Below are 20,290 nucleotides of genomic sequence, written 5' to 3' on the forward strand. Positions count from 1 at the left end.
CCCGGCCCCTAGGCGCCCGACCTTGTGAAACACCGTCCGAGCAGGCGTTCCGAATGATGCGCCCCGGGTATCACAGCATGCCGAAATGGTGTTGGACCCGCATCGCAACAGGCTCTTAACGTTCCGGCCAGCAATCGAAGCGGCTTCCGTCCGGGGCACGGGCCATCGTCCGCCGCCCGCCCGGAAGTTCCGGAAGTCGTGGGCAGGCCACGCCCGGAACCGGGAAGCCGCGTGAGCCGCACCTCTCCGCGCAACCCAGGAGCCTCCTGCCATGACCGATCACACCCCTGCCGAACTGGGCCGCCGCCTCGGTTCCGGCCTGCTGTCCTTCCCGGTGACACACTTCCGGCCCGAGGACCTCTCGTTCGACGAGGACGCGTACCGCACGAACATCACCCGGCTCGGAAAGTACGACGTCGCGGGGCTCTTCGCGGCCGGCGGCACCGGTGAGTTCTTCTCGCTCACCCCGGCAGAGGTGGAACGCGTCGTCACCGCCGCCGTCGACAGCGCGCCCGAGGGCACACCGATCATCGCCCCCGCCGGATACGGCACGGCGACCGCGGTCGAGTACGCCGAGGCGGCCGAGCGGGCCGGCGCCGACGGCGTGCTCCTCTTCCCGCCGTACCTCACCGAGGCCTCACAGGACGGTCTCGCCGCCCACGTCGAGGCTGTCTGCCGGGCCACCCGCCTCGGCGTCATCGTGTACAGCCGGGCCAACGCCGTCTACGCCCCGGACACCGTCGCCCGCCTCGCCGAGCGCTGCCCGAACCTGATCGGCTTCAAGGACGGCGTCGGCGACATCGACCCCCTCACCCGCCTCTACGCCCGCATGGGCGACCGCCTGACCTACATCGGCGGCCTGCCGACGGCCGAGACCTACGCCCTGCCCCTCCTCGAACTCGGCGTCACCACCTACTCCTCGGCCCTCTTCAACTTCGTGCCCGAGTTCGCGCTCGACTTCTACACCGCGGTCCGCGCGCGCCGCCGCGCCGACGTACTGCGCATGCTCGACGACTTCGTCCTGCCGTACACCCGGATCCGCGACCGCAAGGCGGGCTACGCGGTGAGCATCGTCAAGGCCGGCATGCAGCTCACCGGTCACTCGGCAGGACCGGTCCGGCCGCCGCTGACCGACCTGGAGCCGGAAGAAATGGATCAGCTCACCGAGCTGATCCAGGGGCTCGGCGGCTGAGCCACCGCCGACGCCCATCCGGCATTTCCGGCATTCCCTCCGCGCAGTGTCCCGCCGCCGGGTCCGCCCGCCGCACCCGCTCATGAAAGGCACCGCTTCATGACCACCACCACACCCCCTGCCGGCACCCCCCTCGTCTCCGCGATGCGCGTCATCCCGGTCGCCGGCCAGGACAGCATGCTGCTGAACCTCAGCGGCGCGCACGCCCCCCACTTCACCCGCAACCTGGTGCTGCTCACCGACTCCGAGGGCCGTACCGGCGTCGGCGAGGTGCCCGGCGGAGAGGGCATCCGCACCACTCTGGAGGAGGCCCGCGACCTGGTCGTCGGCCGGTCCGTCGGTGACCCGCACGCCGTGCTGCGGGCGATACGCGAACGCTTCGGCGACCGCGACGCGGGCGGCCGCGGTGCCCAGACCTTCGACCTGCGCGTCACCGTGCACGCGGTGACCGCCGTCGAGTCGGCGCTGCTCGACCTGCTCGGCCAGCACCTCGGTGTGCCGACCGCCGCACTGCTCGGCGAAGGCGTACAGCGCACCAGCGTCCCCGTCCTCGGCTACCTCTTCTACGTCGGCGACCGCACGCGCACCGACCTCCCGTACCGCAGCGACCCGGACGCCAAGGACGACTGGCTGCGGCTGCGCGACGAGGAGGCCCTCACCCCCGAGGCCGTTGTCCGGCTCGCCGAGGCGGCCCAGGAGCGGTACGGCTTCCAGGACTTCAAGCTCAAGGGCGGCGTACTGGACGGGCCCTCCGAGGCCGCCGCCGTCACCGCCCTGGCCGAGCGCTTCCCCGAGGCACGCATCACCCTCGACCCCAACGGCGCCTGGCTGCTGCGGGACGCCATCGGGATCGGACGCGGCCTGCGCGAAGTACTGGCGTACGCCGAGGACCCCTGTGGCGGCGAGGGCGGCTACTCCGGACGCGAGACGATGGCGGAATTCCGCCGCGCCACCGGTCTGCCCACCGCGACCAACATGATCGCAACGGACTGGCGGCAGCTCGGGCACGCGGTCAAGGCCGACGCCGTCGACATCCCGCTCGCCGACCCGCACTTCTGGACCATGAACGGCTCGGTGCGCGTGGCCCAGCTCTGCGACGCCTGGGGACTGACCTGGGGTTCGCACTCCAACAACCACTTCGATGTGTCGCTGGCGATGTTCACCCACGTCGCCGCCGCCGCGCCCGGGAACATCACGGCGATCGACACGCACTGGATCTGGCAGGACGGACAACACCTGACCCGCGAGCCGCTCGCCATCCGCGACGGTGCCATCGCACTGCCCGACCGCCCCGGCCTCGGCATCGACCTGGACATGGCACGCGTCGAGGCGGCCGAGGAACTCTACTTCAGCCTCGGTCTCGGTGGCCGCGACGACGCCGCGGGCATGCAGTACCTCCTGCCCGGCTGGGAGTTCGACCCGAAGCGGCCGGCGCTCGTCCGCTGACGCGCCGCACGCGCACCGCCCCCCTCCACTCACCACCCGGGATGCCGGGCCGCCGGGACACCGGCTCCGGCGGCGCGCATCCCGGCATCACTTCAAGGGAGAAGTGATATGCCCCTGCTCGTCGTGGCGCTCAGCGTGGTGGCGCTGCTCTTCCTGATGACCCGGCTCAAGCTCAACGGGTTCATCGCCCTGCTGCTGGTCGCGGTGGCCGTGGCAGTCATCCGGGGAATAGACCTGGAGAAGATCCCCGACGTACTCAGTGAAGGCGTCGGCGGCCAGATAGGCGACACCATGCTCGTCATCGGGCTCGGCGCGATGGTCGGCCGGGTGATGGGCGACTCCGGCGCGGCCCAGCGGATCGCGACGACGATGGCCGACCGGTTCGGCGACCGTTGGGTCCAGGTCGCCATGGTGGTCACGGCCATGCTCATCGGCGTCACCATGTTCTACGAAGTGGCCTTCGTGATCATCGTGCCGGTGGCGTTCACGCTGGTCCGGGTGACCGGCAAGAACCTGCTGTGGATCGGTCTGCCGATGTCGATCGCGCTGTCCACGATGCACAGCTTCCTGCCCCCGCACCCCGGCCCGACCGCCGTCGCGGCCATGTTCGACGCCTCCATCGGCAAGACCCTCTTCTTCGGCCTGTTCATCGCGGTCCCGGCCGGTGCGCTCATCGCGCTGGTATGGCCCCGACTGGCCTTCGTCCGCCGGATGAACCCGTCCATCCCCACCGGACTCGTCAGCGACCGCCGGTTCACCGAAGAGGAAATGCCCGGCATGGGCTGGTCCCTCTCGGTCGCGCTCTTCCCGGTGGTGCTCATCGCGGGTGCATCAGTGGCCGAGATGGTGCTCGGCGAACACCACGCCGGAATGAAGCTGGTCGCCTTCCTCGGTTCGGCCCCGGTCGCCCTGCTGCTCACCCTGGTACTGGCGGCCTGGGCGTTCGGCCCCCGCATCGGCCGCTCGCTGGGTGACGTGGCGGCCTCCTGCGGTGACGCGGCCAAGGCCATGGCGATGATCCTGCTGGTCATCGGCGCCGGCGGAGCCTTCAAGAACGTCCTGGTCGAAGGCGGCATCGCCGACTACATCAAGGAGCTCACGCACGGCTGGAGCGTCTCCCCGATCCTCCTGTCCTGGCTGATCGCCGCCATCCTGCGCATCGCGCTCGGCTCGGCGACGGTCGCGGTGACCACCGCGGCGGGCATCGCGGCCCCGCTCGTCGCCGGCAGCGGCATCCACCCGGAACTGATGGTCCTGGCGGTGTCCTGCGGCTCCATCGCCTTCTCCCATGTCAACGACCCGGGCTTCTGGATGTTCAAGGAGTACTTCAACCTCTCGGTCCTGGACGCCATCAAGGCCCGCACCACCTACACAACGGTCCTCGCAGTCCTGGGCCTCGGCGGCGTCTTCGCCATGGAAGCAGCACTCAGCGCGCTCGGGGTGCAGTAAACCGCCGGTCACCACGCTCCTCGCGCACCGCTTCGGCCGGCGGCGCAGCAGATCAGCGCGGTCTGCCGCCCGCCGACCCCCTAGGCTGCCACCCGGCACCGGCCTCGACCCAGGAGCACTCCTCATGTCCGACCCCACCCGGCAGCTTCCGTACCCCGACGCCCTCGACCCGGACGGCACCCCTGCGCCGCACCCGCTGCTCGCCCCGGTGGCCGGGCTGTTGGGCACCTGGGCCGGGCGGGGGAGCGGTGAGTATCCGACGCTCGCCGAGGACTTCACGTACGCGCAGGAGGTCACCTTCAGCCACGACGGCCGGCCCTTCCTCGCTTACGAGGCCCGGGCCTGGCTGCTGGACGCCGACGGCGCACCGCTGCGGCCGGCGGCCCGGGAGAGCGGCTGGTGGCGGCTGCAGCCCGAGGGGCGGGTGGAGGCGCTGATCACCCAGCCCACCGGGATCGCGGAGATGCTGGTGGGCCGGGTGGACGGCCGAACGGTCGACCTCGCCACCCACCAGGTGGCGCTCACACCCACCGCCAAGGAGGTCGACGCCACCCGCCGGCGCTACACCCTGACCGACGCGGACACCCTCGACTTCGTCCACGACCTGGCGGCGGTCGGCCGGCCGCTGCAGCACCATCTCTCGGCGCGGCTGCGACGCGCGGCCACAACCGTGGTGCGGTGAAACCGAGACGGATGGGTACCCGCGGGCCGACAGAGCACGAACGGTACTCACGACATCGAAGTCCGCGATGAGAGGCACGGCATGCTTCTTCCCTTTCTCGGCCTCCTGCTGACGGAAGGTCTGATGGGCGCTTCGGCGCACGCGCCGCCCTCCGCCACGTTGCCGGCCGCCGTCGTCATCGGCGGCTGCCTGCTCGTGGTCGCCGTACGCGAGCGTGTCCGCCACCGGCACCAATGACCCGGAGGAGCCGAAAATGACCCGAAGGAGGCGAACGATGGAGGTCACCGCTTCATGATGGAGGTCACCGCTTCCGCCCGCAGGCGGACCGGGCTGCGCGACGCCGACGGCATGGCCGTCGCCTCGCTCGTCATGGGCCTCATCGGATTGCTGGTCATGAACCTGATCCTGGGACCGGCCGCCATCGTCCTGGCGAGCCTCGCCCTGTCCCGCTCCACCGCCCGCCGCTTCCCCGCGCTGGCAGGGCTCGGACTCGGACTCTGCGACCTGGTCGTGTACGGCACCCTCGTCGCCACCGACGACTCGGTGTCGTGGACGTTCAGCGGCTGAGCGGTCGGCACACACGATTGCGGAACGTGCCAGGGCCGCGGCGGCGCCACCGCGGGGCGACGTCCTTGGGCACCAGCCCGTCGTAGGCCGGCTGTGCCGGGGTGGCGCTCTTCTGCTGCGCGAAGCGTGTGAGCAGGCCGAGGAGGGGCTGGTTGGCGCGGATGTTGTGCGCCTCGAAGCGGGTGATGACCCGGCGCACGTCGTCTCCGGTGTAGGTGTCCTGCGTGGTGACTTTGCCGGAGAGGAAGCCCTGGCGAGCGGGCTGAAGGGGACGAAGCCGATGCCCAGTTCCTCGCAGGCGGGATTGGCGTCCGCATGTCCACCAACCCGATCCTGGTGGGGAGGTGGTCCGCATTGCCGGACCCGGACGTGCGCTGTCCATGGCACTGGCCACCTCCTCCTTCCAGGTCGGCATTGCTGTCGGCTCCTGGCTCGGCGGTGCCGCCCTCGGCTCCGCGCTGGGCCTGAAGGGCCTCTCCGCAACGGGCCTCGCCCTCCTCCTGATGGCCCTGCTGCCTCTCGGCATCCTGGCCGCCAACCGACGCACCACCGCACGCGGCTGATATCCCACGCCATGTTGGTGAGACCGGCTCGATTGCCGAACGGGGATCTCGTCAGGTGGAGCGTCGCAACTGGCGCTCGATGTCCTCCAGTGTGCGGCCACGAGTCTCCGGCACGCGGCGCAGCACGAACACCCAGCACATTCCGTTCATCACGGCGTACACCAGCAGGGTCGCCGTCAGGCCGAATGTCTGGACGGCGGTCAGTGCGGTGACGGCGATGAGCAGGTCGAAGCCCCATACCGTGGTGGTCGCCAGGCTGGTTGCCGGCCCGCGGACCGCCAGCGGCAGCACTTCGGGGGCAAGCAGCCACACAACGGTCTGCATGCCGGCGCCGTTGAGGAAGATGTAAGCGAACAGCGCCAGGACAACCATCCATCGCTGCACATCCGAGGCGGGCAGCAGGAAGGCGAGAGCCACGATGGCCATGGCCACGCCGGAGGCGGGCATCAGCCACAGCAGCAGCCGACGGCGCCCGACCCGGTCCACGCACAGCGCGCCGGTGATGCCGGCGAGGACCAGCATGACGCCGATACCGATACCGGTGAGCAGCGCGACGGAGCCGCCGAAGCCCGCGTCGGCCAGCAGCGTGGGAGCGTAGTAGACCATGGCGTTGATGCCGGTGAGCTGCGAGAACGCCGCGATGCCAAGGGCGATGACGAGGGCGGGGCGCAGCCAGGAGGAGCGCAGGACGCGTGCCGTGGCGCGCAGACCGCGCGGGGCTCGGCTCTCGGCCCGGCACACGGCGGCGATGTCGGCGACCTCGGCAGTGACGTCATGGGCGCGGGGGCGGAGGCGAGCCAGGACGGTGTGGGCGGCCTTGTCCGCTCCGCGTCCGACGAGCCATCGGGGGCTCTCCGGCAGCGGCAGCATGCCCAGGGCGAGGATCACCGCGGGCACAGCGGCCAGCCCGAACATCCAGCGCCAGCCATTCGGGCCGGCCAGTGCGTAACCGACCAGGTAGGAGACGAGCTGGCCGATGGCGACCATGAGCTGGAAGAGCACCATCAGCCGGCCGCGCACCGCCGGCGGCGCGGTCTCGGCGATGTAGACCGGCACCGTGTTGGAGGCGGCGCCGACGGCGAGGCCGAGCACAAGGCGCGCCAGGGTGAGCGTGAAGGCGGTCGGGGCGAGGGCGGAGGCCAGCGCGCCGAGGGCGAAGACAACCGCCACGGCGATGATCACCGGGCGGCGGCCCCAGCGCGCACTGAGCACTCCGGACACGGGGGCGCCCGCCATGGCGCCGACGAGGATGGCGCTGACGACCACCTCCCGGTCCCCGGTGGACAGCTGCAGGTCGCGGCCGAGGTCCAGCAGGGCGCTGGAGATGATGCCGGTGTCGTAGCCGAAGAGCAGGCCGCCCAGAGCCGAGATCGCGGCCACGGCATAGAGCAGCGCAGGCGGCCGGGCGGGCGGAGAGGTACGCCGGTCGGCCGCGTTGCCGGCCGGTTCGAGCACGGTCACGGAGAGTTCCTTGATCAGTCGGTCGGAACGGGGGCAGGGCGCCGGCGGGTGCGGGCCGGTGCGGCGGCGGAGTGGCGCGACAGCTCAGGCGTCACCCATGACCAGCCCCTCGATGGTGTGCTGCTGCTCCACCGGCCGCAGTTCGTCCACGACGCGGGCCTGCAGGTGATCCCGGACCCGGGCGGGCAGCGCCGACCAGTAACCGCGGGTGACGGCCATGTCGTGGTGGGCGTCGTTGCCGGCGCCGGGGGCATCCACGCCGAGGACGAGAACCGGTCGGGCGATGGCCGAGTGGCTGGTCGTGCCGCGGTGGATGGTCAGCGCGGAGCGGGCGGAGATGTCACCACGGCGCGGATACTTGCGCACCGCCCGGGCCTCGTAGCGCGGGTAGTCGGCCCGGTCCGGGAACATTTCGTGCTTGAAGTCGCTGCCGCTCTCCCACTGGGTGCCCAGGGCGATCTCGAAGGGCCCCATGTCCTCGGCCGTGTCGACGGCTGTGACGTTGAATGCGAGGGAGGTCAGCCGGTGATTCTCGCGGGTTTCCGGCGGGGAGGGGAAGTCCCGGTGCCACGGCTGGTTGACGGCGCCTTCCATGGGCACATCGAAGCCCAGCTCCACGATGCGGTAGTCGGGGCCGAGCACGGCCTCACACACCGAGCGGACCCAGGGGTGATCCACCAGCTCGACGAAGTCGCGCAGCTGCTCGGGATGGATCTCGACGTAGTACCGGTTGGGGCCGCGGCCCACGGCGCCACCGGGACGGCCGCGCGCCTCCTCGAAGGCCCGCTCGATGTCCTCGCGCAGCCGGTCGGCAAACTCCGGCTGGAACGCTGAGCGGCGGGCGGTGATGCCGTCGGTGTACAGGTCGCGTACGGCGTTTCCGACTTCCACAGCGGTGGGCGGCGCCGAGGCGGAGGCGGCGGGCAGCGGCAGGGAGGGCATGGTTTCAGTCGTCATCGAGATACAGCTCCTCGCGTCGGTGAGAGGCGACTGCGCGCTACTTTTGCAACGTGGCATGCAACGATGCAATAGCTGGCGGCAAACTTTTTCCGAGTCATCGGCGGACGTGAGATGATCACCTCGCTCGCGACCGCGGGTGGGCTGGAGGAGGCACGAATGGGAGCAAAACTCAAAGACGTGGCCGCCCTCGCCGGGGTCTCCGTCCGCACGGTCTCCAACGTCGTCAACGACGCCACCCACGTGGCACCGGCGACCCGGCAGCGGGTCCTGGCCGCCATCGAGCAGACCGGTTACCGCCCCAACCTCGCCGCCCGCAACCTGCGGCAAGGACGCACCGGCCTGATCGGGCTCGCCATACCGGAAGTCGGCTCCCCCTACTTCGGCGAACTGGCCGGACTCCTGATCGAGGCGGCCCAGGAACGTGGCTGGACCGTCCTCATCGACCAGACCGCAGGCCGGGCCGACCGGGAACGCCGACTGCTCTCCGGCGTGGAAGGACACGCCGTGGACGGTCTGATCGTCAGTCCATGGGCGCTGTCCCCCGCCGACATCGGCAACTACGTCAGCACCATGCCGGTCGTGGTGCTCGGCGAGATCGATCCCGAGGGCACCGCCGACCACGTCGCCATCGACAACGTCACCGCCGCACGCGAGGCCACCTGCCACCTGCTGACCCAGGGTGCCCGCCGCCCCGCCGCGCTCGGCCTGCAGCCGCACCTGCACAACCGCACCGCCGAACTGCGCCTCCACGGGTACCGGCAGGCGCTGCAGACCGCCGGCCTTCCCCCGCGGTCCGAGCTCGAGCAGACAGTTGCCTCACTGCACCGGGCGGAGGGCCACCGGGCGATGGAAGCCCTGCTGGACCTGGCACAGCCGCCGGATGCCGTCTTCTGCTTCACCGACGAGCTGGCCCTCGGCGCCGTGCGCGCCGCTCGGTCACGCGGCCTCGATGTCCCGCAGGACTTGCGGATCATCGGCTTCGACGACATCGAGGACGGCCGGTACGGCACACCCAGCCTCAGCACGGTGGCGCCCGACAAACAACAGATCGCGGAGAGCGCACTGCAACTCCTCGCCGATCGCATCTACGGCCGCCTCACCCACCGCTCCTCCCGCCAAGTGGTCGCCCGCCACCAACTGCTCCCACGCGAAAGCACCGGCTGACGTCATGAACCGACCGACGCGCCCGAACGGTACGGCTCCTCGCTAAAGTGACGCTGAATCAGTACTGGTACTGACAGCGAGGAGCGACCATCCATGGCGGTCTCGGCCGGATTACATGTCAGCCCGGAATTTCCCGCAATGCTCGAGCGAATCGACGTACTCGGCGGGGCACTTGACGCGGGTGCGGACGCGGCCGAGGAACTCGGCAGGCTCACCGAGGACACCGCGCGGGCGTTGCTGGACGCCGGGGTCGTCCGGGCCGCACTGCCGCGGAACCTCGGCGGCTACGAGTTCTCCCCGCGCCAACTGATCGAAACGGTCGAGCGGGTCAGCTACCACGATGCCGCGGCCGGTTGGACGATGCTGGCGCTGCAGTTGGTGACCGGCACCACTGCGGCCTATCTCGACGGCGTTGCGGCCGCCGACTTGTTCCCGGATGTCGCGGGCGGGGAGTACGCGTTGTTGGCCGGGCACGGCACCCGGCCCGGCCGGGCCGTCCCGGTGGAGGGTGGCTATCTGGTGAGCGGCTCTTGGCAGTTCGCCTCCGGTATGGCGCACGCCACCCATATCCACAGTGCGATCCAGGTCGAGGGCACCGGGGAGCTGCGGGTGCTGGCGATGCCGAAGTCGCAGGTGGAACTCGTCGACAACTGGGATGTACTCGGGCTGCGTGCGACGCACAGTATCGACTACCACTGCGCCGACGTGTACGTCCCGGCGACGCACACCTATCTCGCCACGACGACGACCCCCGCCAACGGTGGCGCGGTCTACCGCCTAGGCCTGGTCAACATGGCCGCAATCGGGCACACCGGCTGGGCGCTCGGTGCCGGGCGGCGCCTGCTCGATGAACTGAAGTCGGTCGCCGCGGCCAAGTCCGGCACGCGCAACGCCGCCGTCGACACCGCGCATTTCCACGCGGAGTACGCGACCGCCGAAGCCAAGCTCCGTTCGGCGCGGGCGTGGGCGATGGAGGTATGGCAAGGCATCGAAGCCACTCTGGACGCAGGAGAGTTGCTGAGTACTAAGCAGGACACGCTGCTCAGGCTGGCGCTCAACCATGCGACGTGGACCGTGCAGGACGTGGGTCAGACGGTGCACCGATGGGCGGGGACGGCGGCGATCCGGCGCGGGCCGATCGACCGCTTCCTGCGTGATCTCGCCACAGGTACCCAGCACATCACCTCGAGCCCGACGGTCCTGCAGAACTGCGGGAAATGGCTCAGCGGTGCACAACCCGAAGCGCGCTGGGAATTTCTCGACCTGGCGCCGTGATCAACAGATCAGCGAGTACCGGTCGGGAACGCGCAGTAAGGCGTTCTCGACCGGCAGTCAGTCGCGGGGCGGGGCCGTGCTCTTCCTGACGACGAGGCTGGTGGCCAGTTCGAGCCTGGTCGTCACGGGTTCCTGCGCCCGCATGCGCAGCAGCATCTGGGTCGCCTCCTCGGCCATCTGCCGCAGTGGCTGGTGCACGGTGGTGAGTGCCGGGCTGGACCAGCGCGCGACCGGTACGTCGTCGTAGCCGACCACGGACAGGTCGTGCGGGACACGCAGACCGCTGACGCGGGCAGCCTCCAGGGCGCCCAGTGCCTGGAGATCGCTGCCCGCGAAGATCGCGGTCGGTGGCCGGGGGAGTCCGAGCAGTTTCCGCGTTCCTTCGTAACCGCCCTCCACGTGGAAGTCGCCGTACAGGACGAGATCGGGGTCGGTCTCCAGGCCCGCCATGCTCATCGCCGAGCGGTAGCCGTCCAGGCGCGCCAGCGAGCAGAGCATGTCGTCGGGGCCGGTGATGATGCCGATGCGGCGGTGCCCGGACTCGATGAGATGGCGCGTCGCCGCGAGCCCGCCGCTCCAGTTGGCCGAGCCCACCGAGGGCACGTCGGGGTCGGGGTCGCCGGCCGGGTCGACGATGACGAAGGGGATGGAGCGCGAGCGCAGCTGCTGCTTGACCTCTGCCGGCAGGGCGGAGAAGACGAGCACCACGCCGAGCGGCCGGCGTTGCAGGACCCCTTCGATCCAGTCGGGGCCGGGGGCCTGCCGGGTCCCGCTCTCGGTGAGGACGACGCCGGCCTGGTGGGCCTTGGCGACGTTCTCCACGCCCCGGATCAGCTCCATCGCCCAGATGCTGTCCAGTTCGTGGAAGACGAGCTCGATGAGCGGCGCCTCCTGCGCCGAGCGCGTCGTGCGCCGGTAGGCATGCGCCTCCAGCAGGCGTTCCACCTTGAGCCTGGTCGGTGCGGCGACGTCCTGCCGCCCGTTGAGCACTTTCGAAACTGTCGAGAGGGAAACGCCGGCCTTCTTGGCCACCTGGGCCAGGGTGATACGGCCCAACTCCTGATCGTCGCGCATGGTGAGGAGCATAGAGCACCGGTAACTCCGGGCGCAGCATCACGAGTTGGTAACTCGGTCCCCAAGGGTTGACCCGCCTCAGTGGAGAGTCCTAGCGTCCCGACGCATGAAGTTTCGGTAATCACGCCGAAACAGTTTCGAGAGGTGTGGCGATGAGGCAACGCGCACGGTTTCTGCGGAACACCGCTGTCGGCGGTGCGGCTCTGACCCTGGTACTCGCCCTGTCGGCATGCGGAGGGGGCGGCCCGGACTCCGCGGGCGGGGACGACGGCAGGATCCACGTCCTGGTCTACGGCGACAGCGCGAACAAGGTGGAGAAGCGGATCATCGCCACCTTCAACAAGACGTCCGAGGTGAAGGCGGTCCTGGACACCATCCCGGGCGCCGACTACCAGGCCAAGCTGCAGACCATCATCAACAGCGAGCAGGCACCCGACGTCTTCTTCAACTGGGGCGGCGGCAGCATCAAGCCGTTCGTCGACGCCGGGCTGCTCATGCCGCTCGACGACTTCATCGCCAAGGACCCGGACCTGAAGAACAAGTTCCTGCCCACGGTGTTCGAGAGCGCGGAGGTGGACGGGAAGCCGTACGGAATCCCGATGCGCGGCACCCAGCCCGTGCTGCTGTTCCACAACAAGAAGGTGCTCAGGGAGGCCGGTGTCGAGCCGCCGAAGACCTGGGACGACATGCTGGCAGTGGTAGAGAAGCTCAAGGCGAAGGGTGTCACGCCGATCGCGCTGGGCGGCGGCGACAAGTGGCCCACCCTCATGTGGTTCGCGTACCTCTACGATCGGGTGGCCGGGCCCGGGCTGCTCCAGAAGGCGCTGGCCGGGGACAAGGACGTCTGGGCGAGCGCCGACAGCAGAAAGGCCCTCGGCATGATCGGAGAGCTGGCGGACGCCGGCGCGTTCGGCACCAACTACGACTCGGTGAAGTTCACCGACCAGGGCTCGCCCACCCTGCTGGCCACCGGCAAGGCCGGCTTCGAGCTGATGGGCTCGTGGGAGTACTCCACCCAGCAGGACAGCCACCCGGAGTTCGCCGAGCGCGACCTCGGCCACAGTGCGTTCCCGGCGGTCGACGGCGGCAAGGGCGATCCGGCCGACCTCGTCGGCAACACCAACAACTTCTACTCCGTACTGAAGAAGACGAAGCATCCCGAGGCGGTCGCGGAGTTCCTGAAGCTGCAGTACTCGGACGAGTTCATCAAGGCGCAGCTCGCCATCGGCAACGTACCCACCACCACGGACACCGAGAAGCATCTCGACGCCGCCGCCGACCCGGACTTCGCCCGTTCCCAGCTGAAGATGGTCGAGAAGGCCCCCGCCTTCCAGCTGTCGTGGGACCAGGCATACCCGCAGACGGCGACGGTCGGCATGCACCAGGCCGTGCAGCAGTTCCTCAACGGCGGGCTCGACGAGGACGGCTTCATCAAGGCCATGCAGGCCCTGCCCACGTCCTGACCACGCCGGCCACCTGACTTGGATCCCCTCTCATGACCACTCGTTCCGGTACCGGCGTCAGCCGCCCGGGTTCCGTCTGGGCGGTACCCGCCGCCGTCTTCTTCGGTCTCTTCGCGTTGCTGCCGCTCGTCCTGGTCGTCGTGCTCTCCTTCGCCGAGTGGAACGGACTGAGCGGCCCGCGGTTCTCCGGACTCGGCAACTGGCAGCGGCTGTTCGACGACCCCGTCATGCTCAAGAGCCTCTGGCTGAGCGTCCTGCTCACCGTGCTCGGCGTCGTCGTACAGACCCCACTGAGCATCCTGCTCGGCGTCTGGGCCGCCGGCCACCAGCGCAACCGCGCCGTCCTCTCGGCGATCTACTTCGTCCCGCTGCTGCTGTCGGCGGCCGCCGTGTCCGTACTGTGGCGTGCCGTCCTCGACCCCAACTTCGGTGTGCCGGCGCACGCCGAGTGGCTCTTCGGCAACGGCAACCTCTTCGGTACACAGAGCAGCGCCATCGGCGTCCTCGCCTTCGTGAGCGCCTGGCAGTTCACACCACTGCACACGCTCATCCATCAGGGAGCGGCGCGCGCGGTGCCCCAGGTCCTCTACCAGGCGGCGCAGATCGACGGCGCGGGCAAGGTCCGGCAGTTCTTCCACATCACCCTGCCGCAGCTGCGCAACAGCATCATCACGTCCATGATCCTGATGGTGGTGGGCGGCCTGACGACCTTCGACACCGTCCTCATCCTCACGCAGGGCGGCCCGGGAACGGACACCACGATCAGCGCCTACTACATGTATCAAAAGGCGTTCAAGAACTTCGACTACGGGATGGCCTCGGCGATCGGCGTGCTGCTCGTCCTGGTCGCCACGGTCATCTCGCTGATCGTGGTGCGCCTCTCGGGCTACGACAGGATGCGCAGCACGATGGAGGGCCTGTGAGCAAGCGCCGCCCCAACTACCTCGCCGGCTTCGGCTCGCTGATCTGGCTCTTCCTGGTCGGCCTGCCGCTGTACGTGATGCTCGTCGCCACGCTCCAGTCGCGGGCCGACTACGCGGCGAACGGACCGCTGTCCTTCCCGGAGAACCTCACCTTCGACAACTACATCAAGGACTTCAACAGCGGGTTCGGGCAGTACTTCCTCAACACGGCCATCGTCACCGTATGTGTGGTGGGCATCGTCGTGCTCCTCGTGCCGCCGCTGTCGTACGCCATCGTGCGGAGCCGCAGCCGGCTGACGAACACGGTCTTCCGGCTCTTCCTGCTCGGTCTCGCCATCCCCTCCCAGGCCGTCATCGTTCCCATGTTCTACGTGATGAGCGAGGCCGGCCTCTACGACAACCTCGTCGGTGTCGTCCTGCCGACCGCGGCCTTCGCCATGCCGGTGTGCGCCCTGATCCTCAGCGGGGTGATGCGTGACATCACGCCGGAGCTGTACGAGGCGATGACGGTGGACGGCGCCTCACCCCGGCGGGTCTTCTTCCAGCTCGTCCTGCCGCTCTCCCGCAGCGGCCTCTCGACGATCGTCGTCTTCTCCGCCCTGCAGGCATGGAACGGATTCCTCTTCCCCCTGGTGCTCACGCAGTCCGCCGGCACCAAGGTCATCACCATGGGCCTCTACGACTTCCAGACCGAACACGGGGTCGACATCCCGGGCATGCTCGCCGCGGTCGTCCTGTCCATGCTCCCCATCCTGCTCGTTTATCTGTTCGCCCGCCGCGCCCTGGTCCAGGGCCTGATGGGCGTCGGAGGAAAGTGACCGGCCACGTGTCCGTACAGACCGAACAGCCCGAAGGGGGCCGCGTCCCGCTGTGGCGGGACCCGGCCCGCGACCCGGGGGAGCGGGCCGACGCCCTGCTCGCCGGGATGACCCTCCAGGAGAAGACCGCCCAGCTCTTCGGAGTGTGGGTCGGGGCTTCCGACGAGGGCGCCGAAGTCGCCCCGCACCAGCACGACATGGAGGAGCCGGTACCCCTCGACGACCTGCTGCCCCACGGCCTCGGCCAGCTGACCCGGCCCTTCGGGACGACCCCCGTCGATCCCGCTCTCGGCGCGCTGTCACTGCTCCGCACCCAGCGCAGGATCGCCGGCGCGAACCGTTTCGGGATCCCGGCGCTGGCCCATGAGGAGTGCCTCGCGGGCTTCGCCGCCTGGGGCGCGACCGCCTACCCCGTGCCCCTCTCCTGGGGTGCCACCTTCCACCCCGAGCTGATCCGGGAGATGGCCGCGGCGATCGGCCGCGACCTGCGCGCGGTCGGCGTCCACCAGGGCCTCGCCCCGGTCCTCGACGTCGTACGCGACGCCCGCTGGGGCCGGGTCGAGGAAACCATCGGCGAGGACCCCTACCTCGTCGGCACCATCGGCACGGCCTACGTACGCGGCCTGGAATCCGCCGGCGTCGTCGCCACCCTCAAACACTTCGCCGGATACTCCGCCTCCCGCGCGGGACGCAACCTGGCCCCCGTCGGCATGGGCCCGCGCGAGCGTGCCGACGTCATCCTGCCCCCCTTCGAGATGGCCGTACGCGAGGGCGGCGTCCGGTCGGTGATGCACGCGTACACCGACACCGACGGCATCCCCTCCGCGGCCGACGAACGACTGCTGACCGGACTGCTCCGCGACACCTGGGGCTTCGAGGGGACGGTGGTCGCCGACTACTTCGGGATCGCCTTCCTGCAGAGCCTGCACGGTGTCGCCGGAAGCCTCGGCGAGGCCGCGGCCGTCGCACTCACCGCGGGCGTGGACGTGGAGCTCCCCACGGTGAAGGCGTTCGGTGCGCCGCTGCGCGACGCGCTCGCCCGGGGGCTGGTTCCCGAAGCGGCCGTGGACCGCGCCGTCCGCCGGGTCCTGGTCCAGAAGGCCCAGCTGGGGCTGCTCGACGCCGACTGGGACCCGACACCGCCAGCCCTCGCCGGAACGGACGCGGACACGGACGCGGACGCGGACACGGCGGACCTGCGCGGCACGGTCGACCTCGATACGGCGGACAACCGCGCCCTGGCCCGCCGCGTCGCGGAACAGGCCGTCGTCCTCCTCCGCAACGACGGCACACTGCCCCTCGCGGCCGGCCGCGCCCCGGCGCGCATCGCGCTGGTCGGACCCAACGCCGACACACCGACGGCGGTCCTCGGCTGCTACTCCTTCCCCGTACACGTGGGCAGCCAGCACCCGGAGGTGCCCGCGGGCATCGAACTGCCCACCCTCCGCGAGGCGTTGGCCGCCGAGTTCCCGGACAGTGAGATCGTCACCGCGTCCGGCACCACCGTCGACGGCACCGGCACCGACGGCTTCGCCGAGGCCGCCGAGCTGGCACGCGGCGCCGACCTGGTGATCGCCGTACTCGGCGACCGGGCCGGGCTCTTCGGCCGCGGGACCAGTGGCGAGGGCTGCGACGCCGAGTCGCTGGCCCTGCCCGGGGTGCAGGAGCAGCTGCTCGACACGCTGCTGGACACCGGCACGCCGCTGGTCGTCACCCTGCTCGCCGGCCGTCCCTACGCCCTGGGCCGTGCCGCGGCCGAGGCCGCCGCCATCGTCCAGACGTTCTTCCCCGGCGAGGAGGGGACGACGGCCCTCGCCTCCGTCCTCAGCGGACGTGTCGCCCCCACGGGCCGACTCCCCGTCAGCGTGCCGCGCCTCCCGGGGGCCCAGCCGTCCACGTACCTCGCGGCCCGCTTGGGCCACGCCACCGAGGTATCGGACATCGACCCGGCCCCCGCCTTCGGCTTCGGCCACGGACTGACGTACACCACCTTCGACTGGTCACACCTCGTCGTGGAGAACGAAGCAGCCGGTACCGACGGGGAGTTCGAGCTGGCCTGCACCGTACGCAATACCGGAACGCGCCGGGGCACCGAGGTCGTCCAGCTGTATCTGCACGACCCCGTCGCCTCCGTCGTCCAGCCCGTGCAGCGCCTCATCGGTTACGTACGCGTCGGCCTGGCGCCCGGGGAGGCGGCGGAGGTGCGGGCCATCGTCCCCGCCGACCTCGCGTCCTTCACCGGCCGCGAGGGCCACCGCATCGTCGAACCGGGCGAGCTGGAACTGCGGTTCAGCGCGTCCAGCACGGACGTCCGGCTGACGGCCCGGCTGGAACTCACCGGCCCGGTCCGCCCGGTGAACCACCGCCGCCGGCTCCACGCGGACTTCCGGGTGACGCACCGTCAGGCGCGGTAATGATCCCTTCAACGCTGTCCGGTGTCACTTCACCACAGGCTCCGGCGTCGGCAGGGCGACGCGGAGGTCGTGGGCACCGGGGGTGAGAGAAGTGGAACGCCCGCCGACGACGAGGACGGCGTCGACACCGTGCGGTACATCGGCGTGGATCGCGGCATCGTCGCCGGTGCGGGTCCACGCGACGCGGAGCGGGCCGTACGGTGTCCAGACCTCGGCGTCGGCGTGATCCAACTGTCCGGCGAGATCGGGTTCGATCACGACGGACCGGAATCCCGGCGCCGTGGCCCGGATTCCGGCTATGCGCCGGTAGAGCACGTCGTCCACGCAGCCGAAGGCATAGTGGTTGAAGGAGACGGCACGAACCGAGCCGTCGGGTGCGATCGCGTCCCACGACTCCCAGATGGTGGTGGCGCCGCGATCGACCTCGTACAGCCAGGACGGGCACTCGTCCTGCCACAGCAGTCGTCGGGCGAGCTCCGCGTGGCCCGAGTCCCAGAGCACATCGAGCAGGTGGGGAACGGAGAGGAATCCGGTGTCGAGCCGGTCGCCGCGTGCGGCGATGAGGTCGACGAGGTGCTGGACGAGGAGAGGACGCAGCCGGGCCGGCACCATGTCGAAGGCAAGGGCCAGGACGTAGGGGCCCTGCAGGGCGACCGGCAGGCGGCCCTCGGCGTCGACGTACTCGGCGGCGAAGGCCGCGCGTACCTGTGCGGCGCGGTCGCGGAGCCTTTCGGCGAGGCCGGTGTCGCCGAGTGCGTCGGCCGACCGGGCGGTGATCGTGAGCGTCCACGCCTGGAACATCGGTGCGACGAGTTCGGCCGTCAGCTGCGGAGCGATCCCGATGGCCTCGTGGAGCGGGCGTCCTTCCAGGGTGCTCGGCGTCAGCCAGTCGCCGAAGTGCTCGCCGGCGTTGTACAGGAGGGCTTGGCGCCGTCGCCGCTCGGGAGTGAGAGGCACGTCGCGCAACCGCTCGGGGAGTTCGGCGGCCGCCGTGCGCTGGTACTCGATCCACCGCAGCGCGGCGTCGAGTGTGTCGGCCAGGACACGGCGGTCACCGTACCGTTCGTAGAGCACCCAGGGCACCAGCGCGATGGCGTCGCTCCACCCCGCGCAGGCCACGATGGAGCCGAAACCGGTCCCGTTCACCGCGAGTTCGTCGTCGTAGGCCGAGCGGGGCGAGAGGATCGGAACGCGTCCGTCGGCGTCCTGGTCCGCGCGGAGGTTCTCCAGCCACCGCGTCAGGAAGGGCGCCACGAGGGCGTTGTTCGTCGCCGATGGGGCGAAGACCTGGATGTCACCGGTCCAGCCGGCGCGTTCGCGCTGCGGGCAGTCCATCGGGACGGAGAGGAAGTTCGTGCGCTGGCTCCACACCACGTTGCGGTGCAGTCGGTCGAGGCGTTGGTCGGAGAGGTGCAGCGATCCCGTCTGCCGTAGATCGCTGGAGAGGACGACCGCTACGAAGTCGTCTGGTTCCGGCGGGACTTGGAGCCCGCGCACCCGCACGTAGCGGAAGCCGTGGAAGGTGAAGCCGGGCTCCCAGGCCTCGGTGGGCCGGCCGGCGGCGACGTAGGTGTCGAGCTGGTCCTTGTTGATGCCCTCGATGTTGACGAACCACCGTCCGTCCGCGTCCAGGGTCTCGGTGTGTTCGAGCGTGACGACATCGCCCTCGCGCGGTGCGCGCAGCGTCATTCGTACGCGTCCGGCGATGACCTGGCCGAAGTCGATGATCCAGCCGTCGTCGGGGTCGGCGATGACGGAGAGCGCGGGCAGTTCGGCGACACGGCGCACCGGTTCCCCGGCGAAGGGGACGAGGACCGCGGGGTCGGCGGTCTCGACCTCGACCGGGTGCCAGGCGGTGTCGTCGAAGGCCGGCGTGCTCCATGCGGGGTCGTGGAGACGCATGTCGAAGCGCTCTCCGATGAACAGGTCCGCGTACGCCCACGGCCCCTCGGCCGACACCACGTCGCCGTCCGAGGCGATACGGCGTCGTCGTCCGTCCTCGGTCTCGAGATGCAACTGCCAGATCGCACCGGTGGTGGTTCCGAACTGGGCGCTTGATCCGGTGAGCCCGATGCGTCCGGCCCACCAGCCGTCCGCCAGTGCCACCCCCAGGACGTTCTCACCGTCTTCGAGCAGGTCCGTCACGTCGTAACACTGCACGGACAGGCGGGAGGCGTAGCTGTCGAAGCCCGGCGCGAGCACCTGGTCGCCGACGGTCACGCCGTTGATCTCGGCGGTGTAGACGCCCCGTGCGGTGATGAACAGCCGGGCCCGCGCGACCGATGCTTCCGGTGTGAAACGCTGCCGGAGCAGCTGGACCGGACGCAGGCGCTCGCTCACGGCGCGCTCGGGGCGGTGCCCTTGGATCCAGTCGAGCAGCGTCCACCGCTCGACCTCGGTGCCACGGGCCTTGGGGAGGACCCAACCGGCCGTCCAGTCAGCCGGGTTCAGCAGTGCGGTCCCGAAGCCGGCGGAGGCCCAGTCGCTCACCGCGCCGTCCTCGTCCCAGACCCGCACGCGCCACTCGTAATCGGAGTCGGAGCCGAGGTCGAGGCCGGGAACCTCGACGAGATGGCTCTCCCGGCTCGGTACCCGGCCGGTGTGTGCTACGACGTCGTCGCCTGTGCGGATCTCGATCTCGTAGGCGGACTGCACTCGCCCGGGTATCCAGGACAGGCGCGGACGCGGCGTCGCCACGGCCGGGGGAGACGGCTGGTACTCGACGGTCAGGCCGGTGACGGGTGCTGCGCCCACAGGTACTCCTTCGCGGCTCCTCCCCGCCGCGTGGCGAGAACGAAAACCGAAGGTACTCGGCTTTCAGCAAAAAGCCAACGCGTTC

The 20,290-nt window shown here is 70.2% G+C and carries 18 protein-coding genes; 13 read left to right on the forward strand and 5 right to left on the reverse strand.

All coding sequences use genetic code 11. From position 1 onward, the window contains the following. Positions 1–271: 271 nt before the first annotated feature. From kdgD to IF04_RS0113800, 6 genes are all read left to right on the forward strand, one after another. Positions 272–1,192, forward strand: a complete 921-nt coding sequence (gene kdgD / locus IF04_RS0113775) for a 5-dehydro-4-deoxyglucarate dehydratase (protein WP_030255655.1) — start codon at positions 272–274, stop codon at positions 1,190–1,192. 99 nt (positions 1,193–1,291) lie between these two features. Then, positions 1,292–2,638 carry a glucarate dehydratase gene (gene gudD / locus IF04_RS0113780; RefSeq protein WP_030255658.1) on the forward strand — a complete coding sequence of 449 codons (1,347 nt, stop codon included), beginning with the start codon at positions 1,292–1,294 and terminating at the stop codon, positions 2,636–2,638. A gap of 108 nt (positions 2,639–2,746) precedes the next feature. Then, positions 2,747–4,087, forward strand: a complete 1,341-nt coding sequence (locus IF04_RS0113785; RefSeq protein ID WP_030255660.1) for a gluconate:H+ symporter — start codon at positions 2,747–2,749, stop codon at positions 4,085–4,087. 124 nt (positions 4,088–4,211) lie between these two features. Continuing rightward, positions 4,212–4,769, forward strand: coding sequence for a nitrobindin family protein (locus tag IF04_RS0113790; protein ID WP_030255663.1), 558 nt, complete (start codon positions 4,212–4,214; stop codon positions 4,767–4,769). 81 nt (positions 4,770–4,850) lie between these two features. Then, a complete protein-coding gene (locus IF04_RS39060; protein WP_169746130.1) occupies positions 4,851–5,006 on the forward strand; it encodes a hypothetical protein in 156 nt (51 codons plus the stop codon). A gap of 57 nt (positions 5,007–5,063) precedes the next feature. Beyond that, positions 5,064–5,336: a hypothetical protein gene (locus IF04_RS0113800; protein ID WP_030255667.1), complete on the forward strand. Its 273-nt coding sequence runs from the start codon at positions 5,064–5,066 to the stop codon at positions 5,334–5,336. Here the strand turns inward: IF04_RS0113800 and IF04_RS39280 are convergent. Next, a complete protein-coding gene (locus IF04_RS39280) occupies positions 5,326–5,535 on the reverse strand; it encodes a hypothetical protein (RefSeq protein ID WP_030255671.1) in 210 nt (69 codons plus the stop codon). The two genes, IF04_RS0113800 and IF04_RS39280, sit on opposite strands and share 11 nt — an antisense overlap. A gap of 181 nt (positions 5,536–5,716) precedes the next feature. Here IF04_RS39280 and IF04_RS38690 point away from each other — a divergent pair, with 181 nt between their 5' ends. Next, positions 5,717–5,899 (forward strand): hypothetical protein, encoded by a 183-nt coding sequence (locus IF04_RS38690; RefSeq protein ID WP_030255673.1) that lies wholly within the window; start codon positions 5,717–5,719, stop codon positions 5,897–5,899. 51 nt (positions 5,900–5,950) lie between these two features. On the opposite strand, the gene IF04_RS0113815 is transcribed toward IF04_RS38690, so the two are convergent. Together IF04_RS0113815 and IF04_RS0113820 are read right to left on the reverse strand one after the other, a co-directional pair. Further along, positions 5,951–7,360: a sugar porter family MFS transporter gene (locus tag IF04_RS0113815; RefSeq protein WP_051831221.1), complete on the reverse strand. Its 1,410-nt coding sequence runs from the start codon at positions 7,358–7,360 to the stop codon at positions 5,951–5,953. An 84-nt stretch (positions 7,361–7,444) separates the two neighbouring features. Then, complete coding sequence (locus IF04_RS0113820; RefSeq protein ID WP_245654392.1) at positions 7,445–8,317, reverse strand: phytanoyl-CoA dioxygenase family protein; 873 nt, start codon at positions 8,315–8,317, stop codon at positions 7,445–7,447. 159 nt (positions 8,318–8,476) lie between these two features. On the opposite strand from IF04_RS0113820, the gene IF04_RS0113825 reads away from it, so the two are divergent. Both IF04_RS0113825 and IF04_RS0113830 read left to right on the forward strand, forming a co-directional pair. Then, entirely contained in the window at positions 8,477–9,484 is a 1,008-nt protein-coding gene (locus tag IF04_RS0113825) for a LacI family DNA-binding transcriptional regulator (RefSeq protein ID WP_030255681.1), read from the forward strand. Positions 9,485–9,577: 93 nt separating this feature from the next. Beyond that, on the forward strand, positions 9,578–10,759 hold the full coding sequence (locus IF04_RS0113830) for an acyl-CoA dehydrogenase family protein (protein WP_030255682.1): 1,182 nt from the start codon (positions 9,578–9,580) through the stop codon (positions 10,757–10,759). A gap of 57 nt (positions 10,760–10,816) precedes the next feature. On the opposite strand, the gene IF04_RS0113835 is transcribed toward IF04_RS0113830, so the two are convergent. After that, positions 10,817–11,845 carry a LacI family DNA-binding transcriptional regulator gene (locus tag IF04_RS0113835; RefSeq protein WP_030255684.1) on the reverse strand — a complete coding sequence of 343 codons (1,029 nt, stop codon included), beginning with the start codon at positions 11,843–11,845 and terminating at the stop codon, positions 10,817–10,819. A 140-nt stretch (positions 11,846–11,985) separates the two neighbouring features. Here IF04_RS0113835 and IF04_RS0113840 point away from each other — a divergent pair, with 140 nt between their 5' ends. Genes IF04_RS0113840 through IF04_RS0113855 form a run of 4 tightly spaced genes read left to right on the forward strand, consistent with a single transcriptional unit; the run spans position 11,986 to position 17,451 of the window. After that, positions 11,986–13,296: an ABC transporter substrate-binding protein gene (locus IF04_RS0113840; RefSeq protein WP_030255685.1), complete on the forward strand. Its 1,311-nt coding sequence runs from the start codon at positions 11,986–11,988 to the stop codon at positions 13,294–13,296. A gap of 32 nt (positions 13,297–13,328) precedes the next feature. Next, positions 13,329–14,219, forward strand: coding sequence for a carbohydrate ABC transporter permease (locus IF04_RS0113845; protein ID WP_030255691.1), 891 nt, complete (start codon positions 13,329–13,331; stop codon positions 14,217–14,219). Continuing rightward, the gene (locus IF04_RS0113850; protein WP_030255693.1) at positions 14,216–15,037 is read left to right on the forward strand and encodes a carbohydrate ABC transporter permease; all 822 of its coding nucleotides are present in this window, start codon (positions 14,216–14,218) and stop codon (positions 15,035–15,037) included. The genes IF04_RS0113845 and IF04_RS0113850 overlap by 4 nt, the downstream gene beginning before the upstream one ends. A 50-nt stretch (positions 15,038–15,087) precedes the next feature. Beyond that, positions 15,088–17,451: a beta-xylosidase/alpha-l-arabinosidase gene (locus IF04_RS0113855; RefSeq protein WP_425428415.1), complete on the forward strand. Its 2,364-nt coding sequence runs from the start codon at positions 15,088–15,090 to the stop codon at positions 17,449–17,451. Positions 17,452–17,475: 24 nt separating this feature from the next. Here the strand turns inward: IF04_RS0113855 and IF04_RS0113860 are convergent, their stop codons facing one another. Further along, positions 17,476–20,205, reverse strand: coding sequence for an alpha-L-rhamnosidase (locus IF04_RS0113860; protein ID WP_051831222.1), 2,730 nt, complete (start codon positions 20,203–20,205; stop codon positions 17,476–17,478). Positions 20,206–20,290 lie beyond the last annotated feature (85 nt).

The sequence above is a fragment of the Streptomyces violens genome (assembly GCF_000717745.1).
Taxonomy (GTDB): domain Bacteria; phylum Actinomycetota; class Actinomycetes; order Streptomycetales; family Streptomycetaceae; genus Streptomyces; species Streptomyces violens.